Consider the following 24,028-nt stretch of genomic DNA (forward strand, 5'->3'; position numbering starts at 1 on the left):
ACGTGGACAACCAGCAGACACGAACCAAGAAAAGGGAGGGATCAGCAGTGTCACCTACACCCCTGCAGGCGTTCAGCGGCGTGACGAAATCCGCCGCCGCCCATCACAAGCATGCGGTCACCGACGGTGAGAAGATGACGGGTGCGCAGGCGCTCGTCCGCGCTCTTGAGGATCTGGGTGTCAAGGACGTCTTCGGCGTCCCCGGTGGCGCGATTCTGCCCGTCTACGACGCCATCAACGAGAACACGGCCTTCCGTTTCATCCTCGCGCGTCATGAGCAGGCGGCCGGTCACGCCGCCGAAGGCTACGCTGTCGCCACCGGCGAGGTCGGCGTGTGCATCGTCACCTCCGGCCCGGGTGCGACGAACGTCATCACGGCGATCGCCGATGCGAACATGGATTCGATTCCGATGATCGTCATCACCGGCCAGGTCGGCGTCAACTCGATCGGCACCGACGCGTTCCAGGAAGCGGACATCGTCGGCGCGACGTATCCGGTCGCCAAGCATTCATATCTCGTCACGAGCGCGCAGGATGTGCCACGCGTGCTCGCCGAAGCGCACTACATCGCGCGTTCGGGTCGTCCGGGTCCGGTCGTCGTCGACCTGACGAAGACCGCGCAGAACGAGGAGATGTACTACACGTGGCCGCAGCGCATGATTCTGCCCGGCTACAATCCGACGACCGAGGCGCATGGCCGCGTGCTGACGACGGCCGCGGAACTGTTCCAGCGTTCGTTCCGCCCGGTGCTCTACGTCGGCGGCGGCGCTGTGCGTTCGGACGCCGGCGACGAAATCAAGGCGCTCGCCGACCTGACCGGTGCGCCGATCGTCACGACGCTGCCGGCGCGCGGCATCGTCTCCGATGACGATCCGGCCGTCCTCGGCATGCTCGGCATGCATGGCACGATCGCGGCGACCGGCGCCGTGCAGCGCTCCGATCTGCTCGTCGCGATCGGCGCGCGTTTCGACGACCGTGTCACCGGCAAGCTCGACGCGTTTGCGCCCGGCGCGCGCGTCATCCATATCGATATCGACCCGGCGGAGATCGGCAAGAACCGTGACGTCGACGTGCCGATCGTCGGCGACGTCAAGACGGTGCTGCAGGCGCTGATTCCGCAGATCGAGCAGCTGCATGCCGATTACGGCAAGCCTGACCTGAGCACGTGGTGGAAGCTGCTCAACAAGTGGGTCGAGCAGTATCCGGTGCGCTACGAGGAGCCAACGGACGGCACGCTCGCGCCGCAGTGGGTCGTCGAACAGCTGTCCGAGGCCGCCGATCCGAACACGATCTGGGTTTCCGGCGTCGGTCAGCATCAGATGTGGGCAACGCAGCTCATCAAGTTCCGCAAGCCGCATCAGTGGATCTCCTCGGGCGGTCTGGGCACGATGGGCTTCGGCCTGCCGGCGGCGATCGGCGCATCGGTCGGCTCGCAGCGGTACTTCGACGGCAGCAAGCCGGTGTGGCTCGTCGACGGCGACGGCTCGTTCCAGATGACGAGCGAGGAGCTTGCGACCGCCTTCCTTGAGGGCACGCCGGTCAAGATCGCGCTGCTCAACAATTCGGTGTACGGCATGGTGCGCCAGTGGCAGACGCTGTTCTACGGCAAGCACTATTCGGCCACGATCCTCCACGAGGAGGAGAAGACCGGACTCGTCGGCTGCCCCGACTTCGTCAAGCTCGCCGAAGCCTACGGCTGCGTGGGTCTGCGCGCACGCACGAAGGAGGAGGCGCTCGAGTGCATCCGCAAGGCGAACGAGATCAACGACCGTCCGGTGCTCATCGACTTCCATGTGTGGAAGGACGCGATGGTGTGGCCGATGGTCGCCGCCGGTGATTCGAACAACAACGTCACCTACATGCCGGGTATCAAACCGCTGCTCAACCCGACCGGCGACGTGAAGCTGAACGATGAGACCGCCGCAGATACGCCGACCACTGATTGCGCCGCGAACGAAGAGAACGAGAACTGAGAGGAGCACCGTCATGGCATCGTATCCTGCATCCCAGCCGGGAGCCAACCGCCACACGCTGTCCGTGCTCGTGGAGAACCGTCCGGGCGTGCTCGCGCGCATCGCCGGCCTGTTCGCGCGGCGCGCGTTCAACATCAACTCGCTGTCCGTCTCCCCGACTGAACGTCCCGACATCTCCCGCGTCACCGTGACGGCGGAAGTGGACGAAGTGCCGCTCGAGCAGATCATCAAGCAGCTCAACAAGCTGCTGCACGTGCTCAAGATCGTCGATCTCGATCCGGCGACGACGGTCGAGCGTGAACTTGTGCTCATCAAAGTCGCCGCGGACGAGTCCAATCGTTCCGACGTCCTCGAGATCGTGCGTCTCTTCCGTGTGCGCGTCGTCGACGTCAACCCGGAATCGCTGACGATCGAAGCGACCGGCGCCGGCGGCAAGATCGACGCGCTGCTCGGGCTGCTCGACCATTACGGCATCATCGAACTTGTGCGTTCGGGCGCCGTCGCGATGAGCCGCGGTCCGCGTGCGCTGAGCGAGAAAGTCGTCGGCTCGGAGATCACCGGCCGCTGACACTTCACTGACGCCGAGGAGGGGATGTGCGATCCGCGCGGATCGCACATCCCCTCCTCGCAAGTCAGGGCGGATGGCACAATGGGAGGCATGACACAACCGGAAGTCCTTATTCTGCAGCACGCCGCTTGGGAGAAGCCAGGACGCATCCAGACCGAACTCGAAGAAATCAATCTGCCGACGCAGACGCTCAACATCGCGAAGAAAAAGAAGCCGGACATGCCCGACTTCGATGAAGTCGCCGGCGTCGTCGTGCTCGGCGGACCGATGAGCGCAACCGACTATGACAACTACCCCGGGCTGAAAGCGGAAGGCAAACTTGTGCGCGCCGCGATCAGCGTCGGCAAGCCGGTGCTCGGCGTCTGCCTCGGCCACCAAATCATCGCAACCGCGCTCGGCGCGAAACTCAAGACGAACGGCGACCCCGAGATCGGCGTGCTGCCGATCAAACGCGTCGAACGCCACGACTATTTCTCGATGTGGAACAAGGAACTCGACGTGCTGCAATGGCACAACGACTGCGTCACGCTGCCCGACGGCGCCACGCTGCTCGCCCGCTCCGGCGGCGCGAAAGTGCAGGCCTTCCGCTTCGGTTCCGCCTTGGGCATGCAGTTCCATCTTGAGGTGACACCGCAACTGCTCGAAGAATGGCTCGAGGAGTCACTGATGGTCAAGCAGCTCAAAGCGTCCGGCGGCTCGAAATCACAGCTGCGCGAACAGTACGCGGCCTGCAATCCGCAGCTGCAGCCGCTCGCCGAGCAGGTCTTTTCCGGTTTCGCCGCGCGCTGCAACACCTACGCGACCACACTGATGCGCTGATCACGAATCACTGACACGCACTGACACGCCGGTGCGCGGCGACGAGCAATCCGCGCACCATCCTTTTACCGCGTCACCATTACAGTGTTCCCTATGCCGACTTTTGATCTGGGACTGGAACACGTCTCCCTTTCCTTCGCAACGAAAACCATCTTCACCGACGTCACGCAGGGAGTCTTCGAAGGCGACCGCATCGGCATCGTCGGGCGCAACGGCGACGGCAAATCGACGCTGCTGCATCTGCTCGACGGCGAACAGACACCCGATTCGGGACGTGTCAGCCGCCGCAACGGACTGACCTTCGGCGTCCTCGGGCAGCGCGACGAACTCGACGACAACGCGACGCTGCGGCAGGCCGCGCTCGAAGGCCGCGAAGACTACGAATGGGCGGCGCAGACGCAGTCGAGGGAAATCGTCGAAGCGCTGCTCGGCGGCCTCAACCTCGACGCGAAAATCGGCACGCTCTCCGGCGGCCAGCGACGCCGCGCCGACCTCGCGCGGCTGCTGCTCAAGGATTGGGACATCCTCGCACTCGACGAGCCGACGAACCACCTCGACGTCGTGACGATCCACTGGCTCGCCGAACATCTCAAGAACCGCTGGCCAAAAGGCACCGGCGCGCTGCTGCTCGTCACACACGACCGTTGGTTCCTCGACGAGGTCTGCGAATCGATGTGGGAAGTGCACGACGGCGAAATCGAACCCTTTGAAGGCGGCTACAGCGCCTACATGCTGCAGCGCGTCGAACGCGACCGCCAAGCCGACGTACACGAAACGAAACGCCGCAACCTCGCGCGCAAAGAGCTCGCATGGCTGTCGCGCGGCGCACGCGCACGCTCGACGAAGCAGAAGTTCCATGTGAAGGCCGCGCGCGAACTCATCGCCGACGTGCCGCCGATGCGCAACACGCTCGAACTCAAACAGATGGCGACGTCGAGGCTTGGCAAGCAGGTCGTCGACCTCATCGACGTCACGCAGATCTTCGACCGCGAACAAGGCGCGTACGCGGACATCGACCCGGACGCGGCTGCGCTCGCGGCGAACGCGAAATCGGCGTCGATGGTGGACGTCGTCGAGCCGATGGTCAGCGAACCGCAAGCCTTCGGCGAGGTGACGATCGCCGTCGATGACGCCGACGATCCGCGTCTGACATCGGCGTTCGGGTCGCGCGCGGCGCAGGTCGCCGCCGAGCATGGGCTCACGCATCGCGAGCCAGGCGGCGAAATCAACGCGCTGCGCGGCACGCGCGACGAGGCGGGATCGGATGTGACCTCGGCGGCCGTCAAGCTGACAATCAGCGGACGTGAAATCCTCGACGACGTGACGTGGCTCATCGGGCCGGGCGACCGCTTCGGCATCGTTGGCGCGAACGGCGCCGGCAAATCGACGCTGCTCAAGATTCTCGACGGCACGCTGACGCCGACGCAGGGGCACGTCAACATCGGCAAGACGGTCAAGTTCGCCGTGCTTTCGCAGCGGCTCGACGAGCTGGAGAAGCTCGGCAAATACAAGGTCAAGGAAGTGCTCAGCCGGTACAAGCCGAGCTACATCGTCGACGGCAAGGAGGTCACGCCGGGACAGCTGATGGAGCGGCTCGGGTTCGAGTCGGCGCAGCTGATGACGCCGATCCGCGACCTGTCCGGCGGGCAGAAGCGCCGCATGCAGCTGCTGCTGATCCTGCTCGACGAGCCGAACGTGCTGATCATGGACGAGCCGGGCAACGATCTGGATACCGACATGCTCGCCGTCATGGAGGATCTGCTCGACACGTGGCCGGGCACGCTGATCGTCGTGAGCCACGACCGGTATCTGCTCGAACGCGTCACCGACGAGCAGTTCGCGCTCATCGGCGGCAAGATTCGGCATCTGCCGGGAGGCGTGCAGGATTATCTGGACATCGTCGATGCGCTGCGACGCGGCGAGGATCCGCTCGGCATGAACAAGGCCGAAGGCGCGGCCGACCCGACCATCGACGCGGATACGGCCAAGGCCGAAGACGCGGGTGCCGGTTCCCCGGCCGAAGCGCCCGCGCCGAAGCTCAGCGGCAAGGCCTATGCGGATGCGTCGCGGCGCGTTTCGGCAATTGAGCGCAAGCTCGAAAAGCTTGCGACGCAGCAGGAGGAGCTCGAGGCGCAAATGGCGGCGCACGATCCGAGCGATTACACCGGCCTCAACGAGCTCAACGCGAAACTGCAGGCGCTGACGACGGAATCGGACGGGCTCGAAGCCGAATGGCTCGACCTCTCCGAGCAAATGGGCCAGTGACGGACGGTCTGCTGAACCCTGACGGCCGTCGCTTGTCTACAAAACGCAATACGCTCGAACCATGACCGAGCATTCCCACGAAGCAAGCAATACCAACACTTCCAATGCTTCCAACGACAAGCAGTTCTCCGAGACGCTAATGGCCGGCGACGGCGGCGTCGCGAACGCGGCCGTCGACCTCAAGCTCTATGACACGGCGACCCATGAGATCAGCCGTTTCGAGCCAATCGTCCCGGGCAACGTGGGCATCTACGTGTGCGGCGCGACGGTGCAGAGCTCGCCGCACATCGGCCATATCCGCGCCGGCGTCGCCTTCGACGTCATCCGCCGCTGGTTCCTCAAGCTCGGCTATCAGGTCACGTTCATCCGCAACGTCACCGACATCGACGACAAGATCCTCGACAAGGCGGCTGCCGCCGGCCAGCGCTGGTGGGCGCGCGCCTACCATTACGAGCGCGAGTTCACCGACGCGTACGCCGCGCTCGGCGTGCTGCCGCCGACCTACGAGCCGCGCGCGACCGGCCACATCATGGACATGATCCATCTGATCGAACGCATCATCGACAACGGCCATGCCTATGTGATCCGCGACGAGAACGGCGAACTGACCGGCGATGTCTACTTCGACGTCGCATCGTGGCCGCACTACGGCGAGCTGACGCATCAGAAGCAGACCTCCGAGGTCGACGAGGCGGCCGCCATCGCCGACCGCATGGGACCGTCGGTCGACATGACCGGCGAGGACAAGTACAACCCGGCCGATCCAGCTGACCTGTCCGAAGACAAGCGCGACCCGCGCGATTTCGCGCTGTGGAAGCGCCCGAAGCCGACCGATCCGGCCGACGCGCGCTGGAAGACGCCGTTCGGCACCGGCCGCCCCGGCTGGCACATCGAATGCTCGGCGATGAGCTACCGCTATCTCGACGGCATGTTCGACATCCACGGCGGCGGACTCGACCTGCGCTTCCCACACCATGAGAATGAGATGGCACAGACGCGCGCGGCCGGCTATCGCACGGCGAACCGCTGGATGCATTCGGCGTGGGTGACGGCGAAGGGAGAGAAGATGAGCAAGTCACTCGGCAACGGCCTTTCGGTGCCGGTCGTGCTCGCCGAGCATTCCGCATGGGTCGTGCGTTATGCGCTCGGCGCAGTGCAATACCGCTCGATGCTCGAATGGTCCGATCAGACGCTCGCCGAGGCGCAGGCCGCCTACGACCGTGTCATGAACTTCATCGGACACGCCGGCGATGCGCTCGGCGAACAGCCGTCGCGCGACGAGATCACCGCCGTGTCCGCCGATGATCTGCCCATTGATTTCGTCGCCGCGATGAACGACGACATCAATGTTTCACGTGCAACCGCCGTCATCTTCACGCAGCTGCGCGCCGGCAACAGCATTATTGCCACAATTGAGACCAACGGTCGCTGCGGCACTGACGACACTCTCACTCCAGAGAACGCTAAGCCGCGCTTGCGCGCAATACTTGTCAACGTCCGCGCGATGCTCGATACGCTCGGCCTCGACCCGCTTGCCGAACCGTGGATCGACGGCGGCGACGACAAGGGCGGCGAGGACAAGGCCCGCGCAACCCTCGGTGCGCTGATCGATGCGCAGCTCGAAGCGCGCGCGGCCGCCCGCAAGGCGAAGGACTTCGCGACGGCCGACGCGATCCGCGACAACCTCGCCAAGCTCGGCGTAACGATCGAAGACGGCCCGACCGGCTCGACCTGGACTCTCAACTGACCGATTCCGAGCCGGACCAGCCTTGCCCGACGACGAACGAAAACGCCTAAAGGCCGCTACAACCGCGCCGCGTCCCACGCGTCGGCACGCGGAATGCGGCGGATGCGCGCACTGCACAGCACAATCGCCGTCGATACCGCGAGCGCCGCGAGGAGCACGGCGACCGTACCGCGGAAGCCGAGCACGGGCAGCAACGTGCCGGCGGCCGCACTGGAGAATGCGCAGAGCGCCTGCGCGGGCACCGAAAGCGTCACGGCGATTCTGCCTTGCATGGCTGTTGGCGCCTTGGCATACACGAATCCGAGCAGCAGCGCGTCGATGATCGGGAACGGCAGTCCCATCACCGAATTCGCAGCGAACACGAGCGTATAGGAGGCGCCGGTGGATATGCCCGGCCCGTACGCGAACAGCATCGGCGTCACGCATGCGCATAGGAACGCGAATCCCACGCAGATGCAACCGCCGGCCGGCACGCGATCACTCAGCCGCGCGGCGAGCATTGCACCGATGAGCATCGTCGCCGCGATGCCGCTGCCGATGGCGCCGATGAGCGTCGCGTTCGTCCCGAGCTGCATCAGATGCAGTTGAATCGCATATTCGACGCCGTTGACGCCGAAGTTCAGTATCGCCGCCGCGACCATGACCGTCACGAGCAGTGGCCGGCGCAGCGACCATGACCATCCGCCGACGAAATCGGCGAGGAAGCTGCCGCGACCTTTACCGTCCGCAGCGGCTTTCGTGTTGCCGTCGTTGTCGACTGACTGCGGCTCGCGGATGCGCCGCGCGGCGACGCCGGATATCGCGTACAGGCATGTCGTCACGAGGAACGGCAGCCATGGCGCGACGCCGTAGAGGAATCCGCCGATCGGATTGCCGGCGATGTTGATTGTCGCATCGCGCCCGCGGTTGAGGCTCAGCGCCTTCGGGTAGTCGCGCATGCAGATGATCGAGCGGAGCATCGCATCGGTCGCACTGCCGAGGAAACCGCTGACGGCGGAAGCAAGCGCGGCGATTGCGAGCAGCACCGGATAGGTGAGCATATGCGTCGCGAGCAACGCACCCACGCTCCCCCACATGCATACGCCGACCGTCGCGTTCACGATGATGAGCATGCGCCGGTCGTGACGATCGACGAAGGTGCCGCCGAATACGGCCGCCGTCTGTTGTGCGACGAGGGCGACCGTGCCGAGCCAGCCGGCGGCGGCCGTCGATCCGGACACCGCGTATCCGGCGAGACTGACGGCGAGCGCACGCAATGAACCGCCCGCCGCCGACGCCGTGTCCGCGGTGAACCACGCGGTGTAGTTCGGGGCGTGCCAGAACGAGCGGCGCACGCCGGGCGTCGCGGTCACGGCACCCATCGGAACACCTGCTGCACGACGGCGACCGGCTGCACGTCCCCGCTGCCGTTGCCATCACCGTCGGCGCATGTCGCAGCGACTGCAGCCGACACGTTCGTCTCGCTGTTGCGCTCTTCGCTGATCTGTCCCCATTTGCGCATGACTTCGTTGAGTTCGGCGACCATCGCGCGCGTTTCGGCTGGCGTGAGCCTCAGGACATGATCGTTGACGCCGCATGTGTCCACCCATTCGGGTGGCAGCGTCGGCAGCACGTCGAGGAAACGTTCATAGGCCATCTGATAGCTAAGCGCCGCAGTCCTGCTGAATGCGTCGATGACGTCCGCATCGGCGCTGTCCGGACGCACATTCGTCTCGTGATGGCATGCATGCCAATGGCTTTTGCGTTTGTCACCATCCGGCGATTGCGCTTTTTCGACCAGGCCGACCTTGGCGAGCTGCGCAAGATGGTAGCTTACGGCGCCCGGCGCTTCGCCGGTGGCCGCACTGAGTTCGCCGACCGTCTGCACACCGCCGACACGCAGTGCGCCGAGCAGTCGCATCCGCGCCGGATGCGCCATGCATTTGAGCGCCGCCCGCGAAGCGGCGTCCTGCGTGTGGACAGTCTCTTCGGCTGCCGATGTTCGCTGCGTCATCATGACTCCTTCCATGTGGCTATCTTCATTATACAAAAAGTTTGTACAAATAGTTTGTAGACTATGCTGATGTCGCCGACCACCGCCGACTACCCACGTCTCGACAGCAGTCCGTGATTGAGACCAACCACCGACCTCCGTCTGAGCCGCAAAAAACGGCAGTCCGCGGTTGAACTCAACCGCGGACTGCCGCCATCAACTAGCCAACTTACCGGCCAGCCACCCAACCGGCCGCTCAGCCGCCCATACCACCATCACTCAAACACAAAATCGACGTTCACAATGTGCAGACGCTCCTCGAGTGCCTTTTCGATCGTCTGCCGGGCAGCGACGAGCTCCTCCATGCGCACGCTGCCTTGCGTGCTGCCGATGAAGATGTCGACGTCGAAGTTCATGCCGGTCTTGAACACGTGGACCTTCTCCATTTCGATCGCCGCCGGCAGATGCGCCTCCACTTCGCGCGTGACGAACGCGGAGATTTCCTCGTCGTCGTGCGTGCCGCCGACGAGTTCGACGAAGGCGTCGCGCAGCACGATGACCGGTTCCTTGATCGTCAGCGCGACGATGATCGTCGTGATGAAGAAATCGCCGGTGTAGTGCAGGAAGTCGAGCGGCGTCCCGTTCGGCAGGAAGTACAGCAGCACGGCGACGACGCCGATGCCGAGCGAGATCATGCCGTCGATCCACGTGCCGTTCGCCTCCGCTTTGAGCATGAGGCTCGCGTCGCCGATCGAACGATTGCGCACACGGTAGTACCACACGAGCACGAGGCATACGCTGACCGCCGCGATCTGGTAGATGACAACCGGCCCGAAGCTGAGCCGTTCGCCTTCGCCGTATGCGAAGTAGTCGATTGCGACGCGCAGCACGTCGAGGAACGAGAACAGCAGCAGGCAGATCGTGAAGATCGATTTGCAGATCGCGTAGATCGGTTCGAGCGCGAACATGCCGTTCGGGAACCGTTCGCTCACTCGCACCGTTTTCTTCGACAGATATGCGGCGACGCCGCCTGAGATCACTGAGATCACCGTGAACGAGGCGTCGAGGAACATCGATTTGAGTCCGGTGAGGAAGAAGACGAAGAATCCCGCGACGACCATGACGATGTTGACTATGATGCCGACCTTCAATGCGCGCTGTTCTATTTCCTTCTGATGCATGCCGCCTCCTCGACTTCCACGTTTCCTGTGGACTTGCTCGTTTCCTACTGACTTCCACGTTTCCCCGCGCCGTCGTCGCGCGCGGGCTTCGCCCATAGTATTGACGACCTCATCCAGTGTAATGAACGCGCGCGTGGCCGTGAAGTTCCGGTGTGCAAGCTGCACGATTTCCCCTCAACACGGTAGAATCGTACGCATTATGGCAGCATTCAGTTCTCTTACAGACAGGCTCTCGAACGCGTTCAAGCATCTCAAGAGCAAAGGCAAGCTTTCCGAGGCAGACATCGACGGCACGATCCGCGAGATCCGCCGTGCGCTGCTCGACGCCGACGTCTCGCTCGACGTCGTCCGTTCGTTCACGGCACGTGTGCGCGAGCGCGCGCTCGGCGCCGAGGTTTCCGAGGCGCTCAACCCAGCGCAGCAGGTCGTCAAGATCGTCAATGACGAGCTCACCGACATCCTCGGTCAGGGCGTCGATCGTCCGCTGAATTTTGCGAAGACGCCGCCGACGATCATCATGCTCGCGGGCCTGCAGGGCGCCGGCAAGACGACGCTCGCCGGCAAGCTCGGCTATTGGCTCAAGGAGTCGGGGCACACGCCGCTGCTCGTCGCAGCCGATCTGCAGCGTCCGAATGCGGTCACGCAGCTTGAGGTCGTCGGCGAACGCGCCGGCGTGCCGGTGTACGCACCCGAGAAGGGCGTGCAGTCCGCGGGCGGCGAAGCGGTTTCCGCCCCCGGCGAGACGCATGGCGATCCGGTGAAGGTCGCGCGTGATTCGATCGAATATGCGCGTCAGAAGCTGTATGACACCGTCATCATCGATACGGCGGGTCGTCTCGGCGTCGACGAGACGCTGATGAAGCAGGCGCGCGACATCCGCGACGCCGTGCAGCCGAACGAGATTCTTTTCGTCATCGATGCGATGATCGGTCAGGACGCCGTGCGTACGGCGCAGGCCTTCGATGAGGGCGTCGATTTCACCGGCGTCGTGCTTTCGAAGCTTGATGGCGACGCGCGCGGCGGCGCCGCGCTGTCGGTCGCGTCGGTGACCGGCAAGCCGATCCTGTTCGCGTCGAACGGCGAGGGACTGAAGGATTTCGAGGTCTTCCATCCTGATCGTATGGCGTCGCGTATCCTCGACATGGGCGATATTCTGACGCTCATCGAGCAGGCGCAGCGTGAGTTCGACGAGGAGCAGACGCGCAAGGCCGCCGAAAAGATGGCCGAGGGTGATTTCGGCCTTGACGATTTCCTCGCGCAGCTGCAGCAGGTGCGCAAGCTCGGCTCGATGAAGTCGCTGCTCGGCATGATTCCGGGCATGGCGCAGCATCGCAAGGAGCTTGAGCAGTTCGATGAGCGCGAGATCGACCGCACCGAGGCGATCATCCGTTCGATGACGCCCGAGGAGCGCCGCAACCCGAAGATCATCGACGGGTCGCGTCGTGCACGCATCGCCTACGGCTCGGGTGTGACGGTTTCCGCCGTCAACGCGCTGCTACAGCGTTTCGAGCAGGCGTCGAAGATGATGAAGCGCATGAGCAACAAAGCCGGTTTCGGCGCGATGGGCGCGATGGGCGGCTCGGCGCGCAAGAACGCGAAGAAGGGCAAGAAAGGCAAGAAGGGCGCGTCGAAGTCAGGTAATCCGATGAAGCGCGAAGCCGAGGAGCAGGCACTGCGCGCAAGGCTGTCGGGCAAGTCGAACACGTCCGGCTCGGCCTTCGTCAAGAAGCCGAAGACGCCGCAGCTGCCCGATGAATTGCAGGGCATGCTCGGCGGCGCCGACGTCCCGCCGAATCTCGGCGGCGGCCTCGGCGGCCTGTTCGGCGGCAACTGAGTCGACTGATTTCGCCGACCCGCTTCGAGGGCGGCTGCCGGAGCGCAGCCGCCCTCTTGTTTGACGCCTTGTTTGCCGCGTTTGCCGCCCGTTGATTCTTATCCCCCAGAAAGACCAAGAAAGGTTCCTTCATGCTCATCGCGATGTGGATTGTGCTGATCGTGCTGATTGCGTGGCTCGCACTCACCGAGCTGCCCGCCGGCTGGGACGGCCACAAGCCGCTGCCCTATCTGATCGCGTTGACGCCTTTCCTGTGGATCCCCTTCACGGCGCTCGCCGTCGGCGCCGCCTGCCTGCATGACTGGGCGCTCACGATCTGCGCCGTCGTCGCGCTCATCGCGTCGCTGATGCGCAAATCCGCCTATTGGCTCAACGACATCAAGGCGCCGAACACGGCCGCCGCGCTCGCACGTCGTCTCGCCGCCCGCAAGGCGCGCGAAGCCGACGACGCAACGAACAATGCCGCCCGCCCGCGCAAATCACATCCCGAACGCGGCCAGTTCCGCGTGCTGACGCTCAACTGCCGCTACGGGCGCGCCGACGCCGAGCAGATCGTCGATCTCGTCAAAAGCGAGGACGTCGCCGTGCTCGCGCTGCAGGAGCTCAGCGAGGATCTCGTCTCCCGACTCGATGCGGCCGGCCTCGGCGCGCTGCTGCCGTACCGTGAACTCGGTGAACCGCTCGCGACCGACAACGGCGGCTTCAACGGCGTCTGGATGCGCGTCGAACCGTCAGCGAGCACACCGACCGGCGTGCCGATTCCGGCCGCCGACGTGCCGACGATGACGATTCCGTTCTCGTCGACTCGCGACATCACCTTTGCATCCGCCCATCCGAAGTCGCCGATGCGCGGCTGCCGCGCGTGGTCGGAGGGCATCATCGGTCTGCGCGCGCTCATCCGCCATCCGAAGGACGAACCGCTCGAGAAGTACCCGACACTCGCCGCGATCGATGCGGCCAACCGCGCGGCGGCCGCGGCGGCGACGAAGTCGGCCGACCATGACGATGCCTTCACGCAGGTCGCCATCTCCGCGCGCTCGGCGACAGCCGACCAAAGCGCCCACCACAGCCAAACCGACCACGCCGACCACACCGACTACACCGACCACGCCAGCAACGCCGACCACACCACCAACACTGCGCCGACCCTCGCGGCCCATCCTGAACCGGAACGTGAGACGATCAGCGTCGTCATGGGCGATTTCAACTCGAGCATCCCGCATCCGAGCTTCCGCAAACTGCTCGCCGCCGGCTTCCACGACGCGGCGCTCACCGACGCGCGCGGACTGCGCCCGACCTATCCACGCTGGCTCAAGTGGCCGCGCATCGTGCTCGACCATGTGCTGTTCACCGACTATCTGACCGCCTGTGACGTGCGCGCGGTCGAAGTGGCCGGCACCGACCATCTCGCGCTCGCCGCGACGCTGACGATCATCGACCATCCGACGCCGCTCAACGCCGGCGCCGGCGAAACGTGGCCGGATTCGCTGCCGCCGCTCGCCCGCGAGCGCGCACGCGACCGTATCCGCGCCGCACGCGACGACGAGGATGCCGACTGACGCCGCTCAGGCCGTCTGCGGCCGCAATGTGACGACGAAGCGGAAGCGCGCGGCGTCGAGCCGATACTGCGGCAGCAGTTCGGGCCCACAGCTGTTCGAGCCGATGCCCGACTGCATGTAGTCGACGCAGACGACGGTCATGCCGGCGCGCTTGAGTTCGAAGTCGTGCCGTGCGCGCGTCATCTCCTCGGCCGTTACGTCGAGCGCCTGAAAGTCGAAGGCGCGCGCCTCCTCGGCGCCGTCGCCGCGCAGCACGACCAATGCGACGCCGTCACCGCCGACGCTCGCCCAGTCGCAGTCGTGGTGGTTGCCGTTCTCCTGCGGCTTGATTTCGTGTTCGAAGAGCGTGCGTGGCGTCCCTTCGAAGATGCCGTGCCAGCATGAGCGATGCTTGTCGATGTAACTTTCGTTCGGCCCGTAGCCGCAGTAGACGACGTTCCTCATCGACTCGGGCAACATCATGCGGATGCCGAAGCGCGGCAGGAACGGGAACGCCGTGTCGCGCGCGACGTCCATCGTCAGCGTGACCGATCCGTCGGCGTGCACGGTCCAGACGGCGTCGACGTGCGCGATCGGCTGCACGCTTGGCGCGACGACGCCCATCGAGACGCGCAGTTCGACGGCGCTCGGCGCGAGACGCGCGTCGTCGGGGTCGACCTCGTTCGCGATCGCGCAGCCTTCCTCGGGTTGCGCGATACCGCTCGACGCGACGGTGCGCACGACCACGTCGTAGGCGCGCGCGCTTGCGTGGTCGTACTGCGAGCGTTCCCATGCGCGCCGGATGTATTGGTCGTTGTCAGTCGGCGCGCGCCAGACGTCGATCTGCATCGGGCGCGCGAGCAGCGCGTGGTTGCGGTAGCTCATCCGTGAGAACAGGCCCGTGCGCATATCGAGTTCGTAGCGCCAGTCGGCTCCTTCGAGCACGATCGACGTGCCGGCGCGCGTCACGTGGATCGTCGCGCCGCGTTCGTCGCCGGCGCGCATCTCCTCATGCTGGCGCGCGACCCACTGGTTGCGCGTGTCCGCGCCGGGCACGGCGACGTCGATCTCGTCGAAGCCGAGTTCGAACAGCGGCGCCATCCCCCACATCGGCTCCTTCGTCAGATACCGCAGCACGATCGTGGCCTTGCCGTCGACGGCGCGCAGATCGGGCATGCCCGGCAGCGTCAGCGTGCCCTCTTCGCCGGGGGCGATCGCGAGCGCGGCGGCGCACGTCTCGTCGTCGCACAATGCATAGGCCTGCATGACGCCGTCCACATACAGTTCCCACATGAGCTGCACACGATCGCCGAGCGTCGTGAAATCGAGATGATTGTGCAGCGTCACATGCACGGCGGTGCCGTCGACTTCGTCAACATCAACATCGACGACGCGCGCGGGGCGGAACACGTTCTTGAATTCGTCGAGGCCGGAGTGCGGCGTGCGGTCGGGCGAGACCATGCCGTCGACGCAGAAGTTGCCGTCGTTGATGCGGTCGCCGAAGTCGCCGCCGTAGAGGTATTCGCGTTTGCCCTGCGGCGTGCGTCCGGCGTCGACGGCATGGTCGCACCATTCCCAGACGTAGCCGCCGGCGAGTCCCGGATGCCGTTCGATCGCCTCGAAGTAGTCCTCGAGATCGCCCGGGCCGTTGCCCATCGCGTGGCAGAACTCGCACATCAGATACGGTTTGACGGTGCCGTCGGCGCGCGTGCCGTCCTCGCCGTTCGCGCCGTCGCCGCGCGGCCTGTCGGCGGCGAAGTAGCGGTCGATCTCGTCAATCGACGGGTACATGCGGCTGTGCACGTCGATGCCGTCGTAGTCGTGCGCGTCGTGGCCGCCGTGTTCGACGTAGCGCGCGCTTTCGTAATGCGTCAGTCGTGACGTGTCGTAGCGGCGGATCCATGCGGCGGCGCGTTCAAAGCCAATGCCGTACGCGGATTCGTTGCCGAGCGACCAGAAGAGCACGCAGCCGTGGTTCTTGTCGCGTTCGACGCAGCGGCGCACGCGGTCGACGATGGCGGGCGCGAAGTCCTCGTCGTCGGCGACGTACGTGTTCCACGCCTCGAGCGCGGCCGTGTCGTCGACGCCGTCGCCGTCGTGCTCGTGCTGCAGCATGTACGCGCCGTGCGCTTCGATGTCGGCTTCGTCGACGACGAGGAAACCGAGTTCGGCGTACAGGTCGTAACAATACGGCGCGCTCGGATAGTGGCTCGTGCGCACACCGTTGACGTTGTGCTGTTTCATCAGCAGCAGATCCTCGCGGAACCGCTCGGGCGTCACCGCGTAGCCGGTGACCGGGTCGGCGTCGTGCCTGTTCATGCCGTGGATCGTGATCGGACGGCGATTGAGTTCGATCCGTTCGTGCACGCCGTCGTCACCGAGCGCGGCGCGCACTTCGCACACGCTCAGCGGCGCCGTGATCGTCTCGTTGTCAGCGGTGATGACGAGTCGATAGCAGTAGGGTTCCTCCGGATTCCACAGCCGCGCGTCGGCGATCGTCAGGCATGCGCGTGCGCAGGCATGGAAGACGTCGTCGTCGGCCGTTTCGATTTCGTTGTTGTCGATTGGCTGCGCGTCAGCGTCGGTGATCGCCTCGCCGTCGGCGTCGAGAATCGCGACGTTCAGGTGTTCGGGAAGGCCGGCGCGGCCGCCGTCGAAGTCGACGGTCACCGTCGTCGCGCAATCGTCGTCGAAATCGATCGCCGTGTGCACGAAATAGTCGCGCACCATGCGTGTGGGCCGCTTGAGCAGGTAGACGTCACGGAAGATGCCGCTCATGCGCAGCTTATCCTGATCCTCGAGGTAGCTGCCGTCGCACCATTTGAGCACGAGGACGGCGAGCGTGTTCTCGCCTTCCTCGATCAGGTCGGTCACGTCGAATTCGCTCGTCGCGTGCGACACCTGCGAATAGCCGACAAAGGAGCCGTTGAGCCACAGGTAGAAGCAGCTGTCGACACCCTCGAAATTCAGATACGCGCGCGGCGCCGCTTCGTCGGGCGTGTAGTCGAAGGTCGTGCGGTAGACGGCGCAGGGGTCATCCTGCGGCACGAACGGCGGATCGAAGGGGAACGGGTAGCGGATGTTCGTGTACTGGTTGTGGTCGAAGCCGTGCATCTGCCACACCGACGGCACCGGAATCTGCGTGTAGTCGTCGCCCGGGTTGAACGCGACGTCGCTGAAGATCGGGTCATAAGCGACGGTCGCGGCTGCGACCTCGGCGTCGAGGTCGTGGATGCTCGCATAGTAGCGGAACTGCCAGTCGCCGTCCAGCAGCTGGAAACGGTCGGAGCGCACACGCCGGTCGAAGCTCGTGTCCATCGCCGCGCTCGCCGGAATGAAATAGGCGCGGTTCGGCTCGCAGCCCACATGCAATGTAGACGGATCCTCGTAGTAGCGCGGGACGAACATCGCAGGCCTCCTTGTGATCGATCCTCATCGACGTGCGGCGTGCGGCACGACGGACGCAGCGACGCCATTCACACTATATAATCCATCATCCGCCGCCGCTGGCGCGCCGCGTCGCGCCGTTACGCCGACGGCGGCCGGGCAGTACAGCAATGACCACGGGTTGATGTATGCTGACTTGGTTATTTGGCGATGCGGGACCCTCTCATCACCCGTAGGCGCCAAGGAACGCGCGTGCCGGTCGAACCGTGCCCCACACGACGAAGCGCGGCGCGCAACCCTAGTTACAAGGAGAGCCGTTTTGGCAACCAAGATTCGTCTCAAGCGCATGGGCAAAAAGTTCTATGCCGTCTACCGCGTCGTCGTCATGGACTCGCGCAACAAGCGTGACGGCCAGGCCATCGAGGAGATCGGTCTGTACAACCCGAACACGCAGCCTTCGACGATCGAGATCGATTCCGATCGCGCGCAGTACTGGCTCGGCGTCGGCGCGCAGCCGACCGATCAGGTGCGCAACCTGCTCAAGATCACCGGTGATTGGCAGAAGTTCAAGGGCCTCAAGGGCACCGAGGGCACGCTGAAGACCGTCGCCGCGAAGCCGGATGCGGCCACGCTCATCGAAGAGGCCGATACGAAGGCGCAGAAGCTCAAGGCCGCGAAGGCCGAGGCCGAGATCAAGGCCAACGAGGCCGCGACCGACCCGGACGCCGCCGCCGAGCAGAAGGCCGACGAGAAGGTCGAGTTCGCCGATCCTGAAGAGTCCGCTCCGGAAGCCGTCTGATCATGCTTGCTCAAGTCGTGGAACATCTGATTAAGAACATCGTCGATTTCCCTGACGACGTTTCGGTCAAGTCCCATGAGAACGCGCGTGGTGAGCTGATTCGCGTACGCGTCAATCCTGAGGACATCGGGCGTGTGATCGGCCGCAACGGCCGCACCGCCAACGCGATTCGCACCGTGGTGCAGGCGATGGCCGACCACAAGGTGCGCGTGGACATCATGGATGTGCGCAAGTGAATCATGAATCTTCACCGATGGACCCTCAACAGCCCGAGCTGCTGAGGGTCTGTCGTATCGGACGCGCGCAGGGACTCAAGGGCGAAGTGAGCGTGCAGCTGTTCACCGACGAGCCCGAGGAGCGTTTCGCCCCCGGTTCGCCGCTGTATACGAAGGACGCCGAGGACGAGTACATCGTCGAAGGCGCCCGCACGTTCAAGCACCGCTGGTATATCAAGTTCGAAGGCGTCGACGACCGCAACGCGGCCGAGGTGCTCAACGGCACGATCCTCTACGGCGAGCCGTGGGAGCTCGAGGAGGACGAGTTCTATCCGAAAGACATCGTCGGCCTCGAGGCACGGCTCGCGTCCGACGGACGGGTCATCGGCAAGGTCGTCGACATGATCGAGGGCGCGCAATGGCTGCTCAAGATACGTCTGGCCGAGCCGGTCGGCGATGAGTCGACAGCGCTTGTGCCTTTCGTCATCGAGCTCGTGCCCGACGTGGATCTCGACGAGGGATATCTGACGATCGATCCCCCCGGAGGCCTGATCCCCGGCATCTGACGATCCGATGATTCCGTTCGTCGATCCGTGTCTTGTGAATGCCTCGGCCGCGCCCATGCGGCCGAGGCATTCGATTCGGGCAGCCGTTCACCCACCACCGTTCACCGTTCCCACTGCACACACTGCTCACTCACACTGCAAGGAGTCCTATGGACATCGATATAGTCTCCGTGTTCCCGGAGTATTTCGACGTGCTCAACCTCAGCCTCTTCGGCAAGGCGATGGAACATGGGCTCGTCACGGTCCGCGCGCACAATCTGCGCGACTGGACGCATGACGTGCACCAGTCGGTCGACGATACGCCGGTCGGCGGCGGCGCCGGCATGGTGATGAAGCCCGAGGTGTGGGCCGAATGCCTCGACGAGCTGCTCGGCATCCCCGCCGACGCGCCCGCGAACACGGACGCCGATACGACCACCGCCCCTGATGCGCCCGTGCTGATCTTCCCGAATCCGTCGGCGCCGCTGTTCACACAGCAGGACGCGACCGAGCTGTCCCATGCCGAACATCTCGTCTTCGGCTGCGGCCGCTACGAGGGCTACGACGCGCGCATTCCGCAGTACTACCGTGCACGCGGCGTCGATGTACGCGAATATTCAATCGGCGATTACGTGCTCAACGGCGGCGAGGTCGCCGTCTCGGTCATGCTTGAGGCGATCACGCGACTGCTGCCCGGCTTCATGGGCAACGCGGCGTCGATTGTCGAGGAATCGTACACCGGCGCGAACGCGCTGCTCGAGCACAGCCAGTACACGAAGCCGGCCACGTGGCGCGGCATGGCGGTGCCGCCGGTGCTCATCTCCGGCGACCACGGCAAGGTCGACCGTTTCCGCCGCGACGAGGCGCTCGAGAAAACATCACGACTCCGCCCCGACCTCATCGCGCGTCTCGATTGCGCGGCACTCGACAAAGCCGACCGCAAGACGCTGATGGCGCTCGGCTGGGAGGTCTCCGGCGCGCATCCGCGCAAGCTTGGCTGAAGCGTTTCAGTCGGCCGTCTGCTCGGCGACGAGTCGCTCATAGGCGGCCGAACGGTAGGTGTAGACGGTCGTCTCGCCGTAGTCGCGCACGTCGTCCTCGACCCATCCGGCAGGGGCCGCGGGCGCCTTCGTGCGTTTCGACCGTTCGAGGACGATTGCGCCGTCATCGGCGACGAGTCCGCGCTCGACGAGGTCATCGAGCAGCCGCGCGCAGTCGGCGGTCGGGAACGCGTACGGCGGGTCGATGAGGACGAGGTCGAAGGGTGCGTCGACCTTCGCCTTCGCCGCATAGCGTTCCGCCTTCGCGCGCACGACATGCGCGTCCATGCCGTCCTCCCAGCCGCTGTGGCGCTTCAGCGTCGTTAACGTCTGCGCGATCAGGCGCGCCGCCTGCGCGTTCGCTTCGACGACGACGAGTTCGCGCGCGCCGCGACTTAACGCCTCGACGCCGAGCGCGCCCGTGCCGCCGAACAGGTCGAGCACGCGCGCGTCGTCAAGCAATCCCCGCGATTCCAAGCGCGAGAACATCGCCTCCTTCGTACGGTCCGTTGTCGGACGCGTCACGGACAGCGGCGTGGTGAGCGCCACGCCTTTGAATCGACCGGTGATGACATGCATGGCTTCGAGCCTAGCGCCTCACCCGCCCATCGTGACGCGGTTCATGCGCAGCACGCAGCCGGCCGCGCCAAGGAGGAACACGATCGCGAGCGCAAGCGCGATCATGCCCTGTTCGCGCCGGCCGCCGGTCGATGGCAGTCCGACGCCGGCCGTGTTGATGAAGGCACCATCGTCGACGCTCGTCGTCGCTGTCAATGTGCCGTTGCCGTCGTCGGTCACCGTGATTGTGACCTTCGCCGTGTGCGTGTCGTAATAGATGCCGCCTTGCGTCGCCGAATCGTCGATTTCGGTGACGTCGTAGGTGTAGACGCCCTCGCGCACGAACGTGAACGTACCGAAGTCGATTTGCGCGATCAGGCCGCTATCCGGTTTGCCGACGCTCACCGTGCATGCGCGCGTCTCGACATCGCAGCTGAGCGGATTTGTCTCAGAATCGATTTCCTCACCGGGCTTCCACTGCGGTAGCGTAGGCTGCGGCTCACCTTCCGCGTACGTCGTCGTGTCCGTCAGCGTGAAGCGGAACCTCCAATCGTCGTCCCAGGACGATACGCCGCGCAGCTCCTTGCTCAGCTCGGCGGGCATCTGCACCTGCACCGGTGCCGGTTCGTACGCGTTGACGAAGGTCATGTCGTCGATGCCGGTGACGGTCGTGCCAACCGTATATGCGCCGGCGCCGTTGTCGGCGACCGAGAAGACCACTGTGGCCGGTGACGCGTAGGTCAGACCGTCTATCGTCTTGCCGGCGTTGGTTTCGGTGATCGTATAGACGTAGGCGCCCGACTTGCCGAACGTGAACGTGCCGAACCCGAAGCCGTTGGCGTTGGTTTCCGTCACCGTCACCGGATTCCCGTTCCCGGGCATAGCCGCTTCAAGTGTTGCGCGGTCCACAGTGGAGTGGGCCTCATCGAGTGCAAGCGTGAAGGTGAAGGATTCATCCTCCTTCCAGTCACGCCCGCTGATCGTCTTGGTGAACTCCGGCGTGTCCTCGGTCGGCTCGGCGGCATAGGTGTTGGAGAACGCCGCCACCGTCGTGGCGTGTCCGTCGACGGTCATCGTCGCCTCGAGCGTACCTTTGCCGGTGTCGCTGACGGCGATGCACGCCGTGTGCACGGCGGTGTCGTAGGTCACGCCTTGGAAGACGGGTCTGCCGTCCTGCCCAGACAGTGCCTGCTTCGGCACGATTTCGGCAATCTCATAGCAGTAGGTCTTGCCGATGTCGTCCTTGGTGAATGTCAGGCCGCCGAGCAACGTGCCGTTGACCGGCCATTCGATGGCCTGTCCGTCCGCAGCCGCGTAGGGGTTGCGCGTCTCGCCGTCACCGTCGGGCAACGGGGCGCCATCGAGCGCCATGATGCGGAACGCGAACTCGCCGGCGCGCATCGCACGTCCGGTGAGCGTCTTGCTGATGCGCAGCGCGCCGACGTCGCCGTAGTCGAGCGGTTCGACGGCATAGGTGTTCGTGAAGGACGCCGTCGATTCATCGGAACTCGACGTCGCCTGCAGCTGCCCGTTATCGTCCGTGACGACGACGGTCACCTTGTGCTCGTGGATGTCGTAGGTCCACCCTTCGGCCGTTGGCTGCAACGTGCCCGGTAGCACCGTGTCCGGCAACTTCTCCTTGATCGTGAACGTGTAGGTGCCCGGCTTCGTGAACGTAACCGTCGGGAACGTCACGTTGCCGGTGGCGCCATCGTTGATCTGCGGCGTCACGGCCGTCTGCGGATCGGTCCATGGGGCACCGTCCACGGTCACATTCGCCGCTTCGCCGTCAAGTGCGGCCTCGAAGGTGAACTTGCCTTGTGGTGCGTCGCCGCCGGAGACCTTCTTGTGCACGTTCAGCGTGACGTCTGCCGGCGTCGCCTCGTAACGGTTGTGCAATTCGACCTGCGTGCCGCCATCGGGGTAGGTGACCGATGTGACGAGGTCGCCTTCCGCATCGCGGCTCACCGTCACGACGACCGTGTAGTCGTTGAGGTCGTAGGTCATGCCGTCCTTCGTCGGATTGGCGGCCGTCACGCCTTCGGGTACGACTTCGCGCACGTGATAGGTGAACCGCTTCGACTCCGTGTCGTAACCGAGTGCGTCGCCGGTGAACTGGAGAACCTGCCGCCAGCTGCCGTCAAGACCGACGTCGATGATCGCGCCGTCTTCGGGCAGCACCGGGCCGCCTTCAGGATTATCCGGATCGGCGGTGACGCGCACCTGGAACTTGCCGACCGTGTCGTTCGGATTCGTGCCGGTGGCGTCCACGTAATGCTTGATGCCGTGGATGTCGGCCGTCGCCTCGTCCTCGCCGAGGAACCGGTTCGTGAACACGGCACCGCCCTCGACGACCGGTTCGCCGTCGATGTGCGCGCCGTCGTCATCGAAGGTGTTCGTCAGCTGCCGGCTGGCGATCGTCAGATTGCCGTTGCCGTCGTCACGGCGGTATTCGCCAAAGTGGCATCGAAACCACTGCCGGACGACGGCTCACCGTCGGTGAAGAAGATGACGATCGAGGTGGCGTCCGCACGCTGGCTCTGTTCCAACAATTCCTTCGCGGCTTCCAATCCGGCCTCCGAGTGGGTGGAGCCGTTTGATCGCAAACCGGATATCGCCGCGGTCATCGTCTGCTCGTCATAGGTGAGGCCACTGCGTTTCGTAGCCGTACTGGCGAACGTGACGACGCCGAGACGGTTCTTCTTGTTCACGTCCTGAATCTTCTCGTTGGCGTCGGCCAGCTGATCGATGAAGCCGCCGGCGGCCGCCTGCATGGCCGCCATGCGCGTGGCCGAGAAATCGTAGGTGTAGAACTGCGTGCCACGGCTCGATGCAGACGTTTTCGGCGTATACACCTCTCCCTTCGAATTCACCCAGTTCCTACCCTTGTAGGTGACCGACCAGTATTCCTTCGGGTTGCTCTTCTGCACGTAGTACGTCTTGGAGGTGTCCAGGTTGTACACCGGGTTGTAGGCGTGCCTGTCGTCATCCATGTCATAGTTCATCGTGGCGGAGGTGTCGAGCACGAGCACGATGTCGAGCGGCTTCGTCACGTTCGCGACGCCGGTGATCCTCTGTGCGCTCGACATCGCCGAAAGTCCGACGAGGAATGCGTCGTCATGCTTCGGCGTCACCTGCACGGTCTTGCCGTCATAGGTTGTGAGCGTCACGGCGCCCGTCGAGACCGACTTGTCGGTCCACACGCGACCAGTCGAGCGCGGGTCGGTCGGATTGCCGATACCCTGCTCCCACTGCGTGAAGGTCGTCGGGTCGGCAACACGTTCGTCGCCGCTTTCTTCTGCTTGGATCGGCCGCGTCACCAATCCCATCGTCATGATCATCGCAAGGCCAAGCACGGCCGCGATTGCTTGCTTCGTATATGTACGCGCCTTTGCCAAGAGGCACTGCACCCTTGCGCGCATCGTATGCTCTTCCATCCCACTGCCTATCTCGTTCGCACATCTCCCCTGTGGACAGAAGTGCGAATGTGCACCCCCCAGGAAAACAGAGATCCAAAGTCCGCGAGTGCAATCCCGACTTCACTCGCGTCGCTTTGGTGTTAGTCGTTAAGCATACACGCTAACAGC

The 24,028-nt window shown here is 64.5% G+C and carries 17 protein-coding genes and 2 pseudogenes; 12 read left to right on the forward strand and 7 right to left on the reverse strand.

All coding sequences use genetic code 11. The annotated features are described in order from the left end of the window. Positions 1-47 precede the first annotated feature (47 nt). The 6 genes and pseudogenes from G606_RS09680 (at position 48) to cysS (ending at position 7,372) form a co-directional block, all read left to right on the forward strand. Complete coding sequence (locus G606_RS09680; RefSeq protein ID WP_081663957.1) at positions 48-1,973, forward strand: acetolactate synthase large subunit; 1,926 nt, start codon at positions 48-50, stop codon at positions 1,971-1,973. A gap of 13 nt (positions 1,974-1,986) precedes the next feature. Continuing rightward, positions 1,987-2,541: an acetolactate synthase small subunit gene (gene ilvN, locus G606_RS0102945; RefSeq protein ID WP_026644705.1), complete on the forward strand. Its 555-nt coding sequence runs from the start codon at positions 1,987-1,989 to the stop codon at positions 2,539-2,541. Between the two features lie 90 nt (positions 2,542-2,631). Then, positions 2,632-3,360: a type 1 glutamine amidotransferase gene (locus G606_RS0102950; protein WP_026644706.1), complete on the forward strand. Its 729-nt coding sequence runs from the start codon at positions 2,632-2,634 to the stop codon at positions 3,358-3,360. A 93-nt stretch (positions 3,361-3,453) separates the two neighbouring features. Then, positions 3,454-5,269, forward strand: a pseudogene (locus tag G606_RS0102955) (ABC-F family ATP-binding cassette domain-containing protein); the annotation flags it as partial. Positions 5,270-5,394: 125 nt separating this feature from the next. After that, positions 5,395-5,625: pseudogene (locus G606_RS11515) on the forward strand (ABC transporter C-terminal domain-containing protein); the annotation flags it as partial. Positions 5,626-5,764: 139 nt separating this feature from the next. Then, on the forward strand, positions 5,765-7,372 hold the full coding sequence (gene cysS / locus G606_RS0102960; protein ID WP_423734421.1) for a cysteine--tRNA ligase: 1,608 nt from the start codon (positions 5,765-5,767) through the stop codon (positions 7,370-7,372). A gap of 56 nt (positions 7,373-7,428) precedes the next feature. Here the strand turns inward: cysS and G606_RS0102965 are convergent, their stop codons facing one another. The 3 genes from G606_RS0102965 to G606_RS0102975 form a co-directional block, all read right to left on the reverse strand. Continuing rightward, positions 7,429-8,733 (reverse strand): MFS transporter, encoded by a 1,305-nt coding sequence (locus tag G606_RS0102965; protein WP_026644709.1) that lies wholly within the window; start codon positions 8,731-8,733, stop codon positions 7,429-7,431. Continuing rightward, entirely contained in the window at positions 8,721-9,365 is a 645-nt protein-coding gene (locus tag G606_RS09685) for an ArsR/SmtB family transcription factor (protein ID WP_051198440.1), read from the reverse strand. The genes G606_RS0102965 and G606_RS09685 overlap by 13 nt, the downstream gene beginning before the upstream one ends. A 254-nt stretch (positions 9,366-9,619) precedes the next feature. After that, entirely contained in the window at positions 9,620-10,525 is a 906-nt protein-coding gene (locus tag G606_RS0102975) for a cation transporter (RefSeq protein WP_026644710.1), read from the reverse strand. Positions 10,526-10,724: 199 nt separating this feature from the next. Here G606_RS0102975 and ffh point away from each other — a divergent pair, with 199 nt between their 5' ends. Beyond that, positions 10,725-12,359, forward strand: coding sequence for a signal recognition particle protein (gene ffh / locus G606_RS0102980; protein WP_026644711.1), 1,635 nt, complete (start codon positions 10,725-10,727; stop codon positions 12,357-12,359). A gap of 131 nt (positions 12,360-12,490) precedes the next feature. After that, entirely contained in the window at positions 12,491-13,918 is a 1,428-nt protein-coding gene (locus G606_RS10665; RefSeq protein WP_051198445.1) for an endonuclease/exonuclease/phosphatase family protein, read from the forward strand. Between the two features lie 6 nt (positions 13,919-13,924). Here the strand turns inward: G606_RS10665 and G606_RS0102990 are convergent, their stop codons facing one another. Continuing rightward, positions 13,925-17,305: a glycoside hydrolase family 2 TIM barrel-domain containing protein gene (locus tag G606_RS0102990; protein ID WP_026644712.1), complete on the reverse strand. Its 3,381-nt coding sequence runs from the start codon at positions 17,303-17,305 to the stop codon at positions 13,925-13,927. A 298-nt stretch (positions 17,306-17,603) separates the two neighbouring features. Here G606_RS0102990 and rpsP point away from each other — a divergent pair, with 298 nt between their 5' ends. The 4 genes from rpsP (at position 17,604) to trmD (ending at position 19,844) form a co-directional block, all read left to right on the forward strand. After that, positions 17,604-18,083, forward strand: a complete 480-nt coding sequence (gene rpsP, locus G606_RS0102995; protein WP_026644713.1) for a 30S ribosomal protein S16 — start codon at positions 17,604-17,606, stop codon at positions 18,081-18,083. A gap of 2 nt (positions 18,084-18,085) precedes the next feature. Further along, the gene (locus tag G606_RS0103000) at positions 18,086-18,319 is read left to right on the forward strand and encodes an RNA-binding protein (protein WP_026644714.1); all 234 of its coding nucleotides are present in this window, start codon (positions 18,086-18,088) and stop codon (positions 18,317-18,319) included. Between the two features lie 17 nt (positions 18,320-18,336). After that, positions 18,337-18,864: a ribosome maturation factor RimM gene (gene rimM, locus G606_RS0103005; protein WP_034523561.1), complete on the forward strand. Its 528-nt coding sequence runs from the start codon at positions 18,337-18,339 to the stop codon at positions 18,862-18,864. A 149-nt stretch (positions 18,865-19,013) separates the two neighbouring features. Next, positions 19,014-19,844, forward strand: a complete 831-nt coding sequence (gene trmD / locus G606_RS0103010; RefSeq protein WP_026644716.1) for a tRNA (guanosine(37)-N1)-methyltransferase TrmD — start codon at positions 19,014-19,016, stop codon at positions 19,842-19,844. A gap of 6 nt (positions 19,845-19,850) precedes the next feature. Here trmD and rsmD read toward each other — a convergent pair whose 3' ends face one another. From rsmD to G606_RS0103025, 3 genes are all read right to left on the reverse strand, one after another. Then, on the reverse strand, positions 19,851-20,462 hold the full coding sequence (gene rsmD / locus G606_RS09695; RefSeq protein ID WP_051198447.1) for a 16S rRNA (guanine(966)-N(2))-methyltransferase RsmD: 612 nt from the start codon (positions 20,460-20,462) through the stop codon (positions 19,851-19,853). Positions 20,463-20,480: 18 nt separating this feature from the next. Beyond that, a complete protein-coding gene (locus tag G606_RS0103020) occupies positions 20,481-22,778 on the reverse strand; it encodes a Spy0128 family protein (RefSeq protein WP_026644717.1) in 2,298 nt (765 codons plus the stop codon). Positions 22,779-22,861: 83 nt separating this feature from the next. Continuing rightward, positions 22,862-23,770, reverse strand: a complete 909-nt coding sequence (locus G606_RS0103025) for a VWA domain-containing protein (RefSeq protein WP_165778730.1) — start codon at positions 23,768-23,770, stop codon at positions 22,862-22,864. Between the last annotated feature and the right edge of the window lie 258 nt (positions 23,771-24,028).

Source organism: Bifidobacterium sp. AGR2158 (assembly GCF_000424225.1).
Classification (GTDB): domain Bacteria; phylum Actinomycetota; class Actinomycetes; order Actinomycetales; family Bifidobacteriaceae; genus Bifidobacterium; species Bifidobacterium anseris.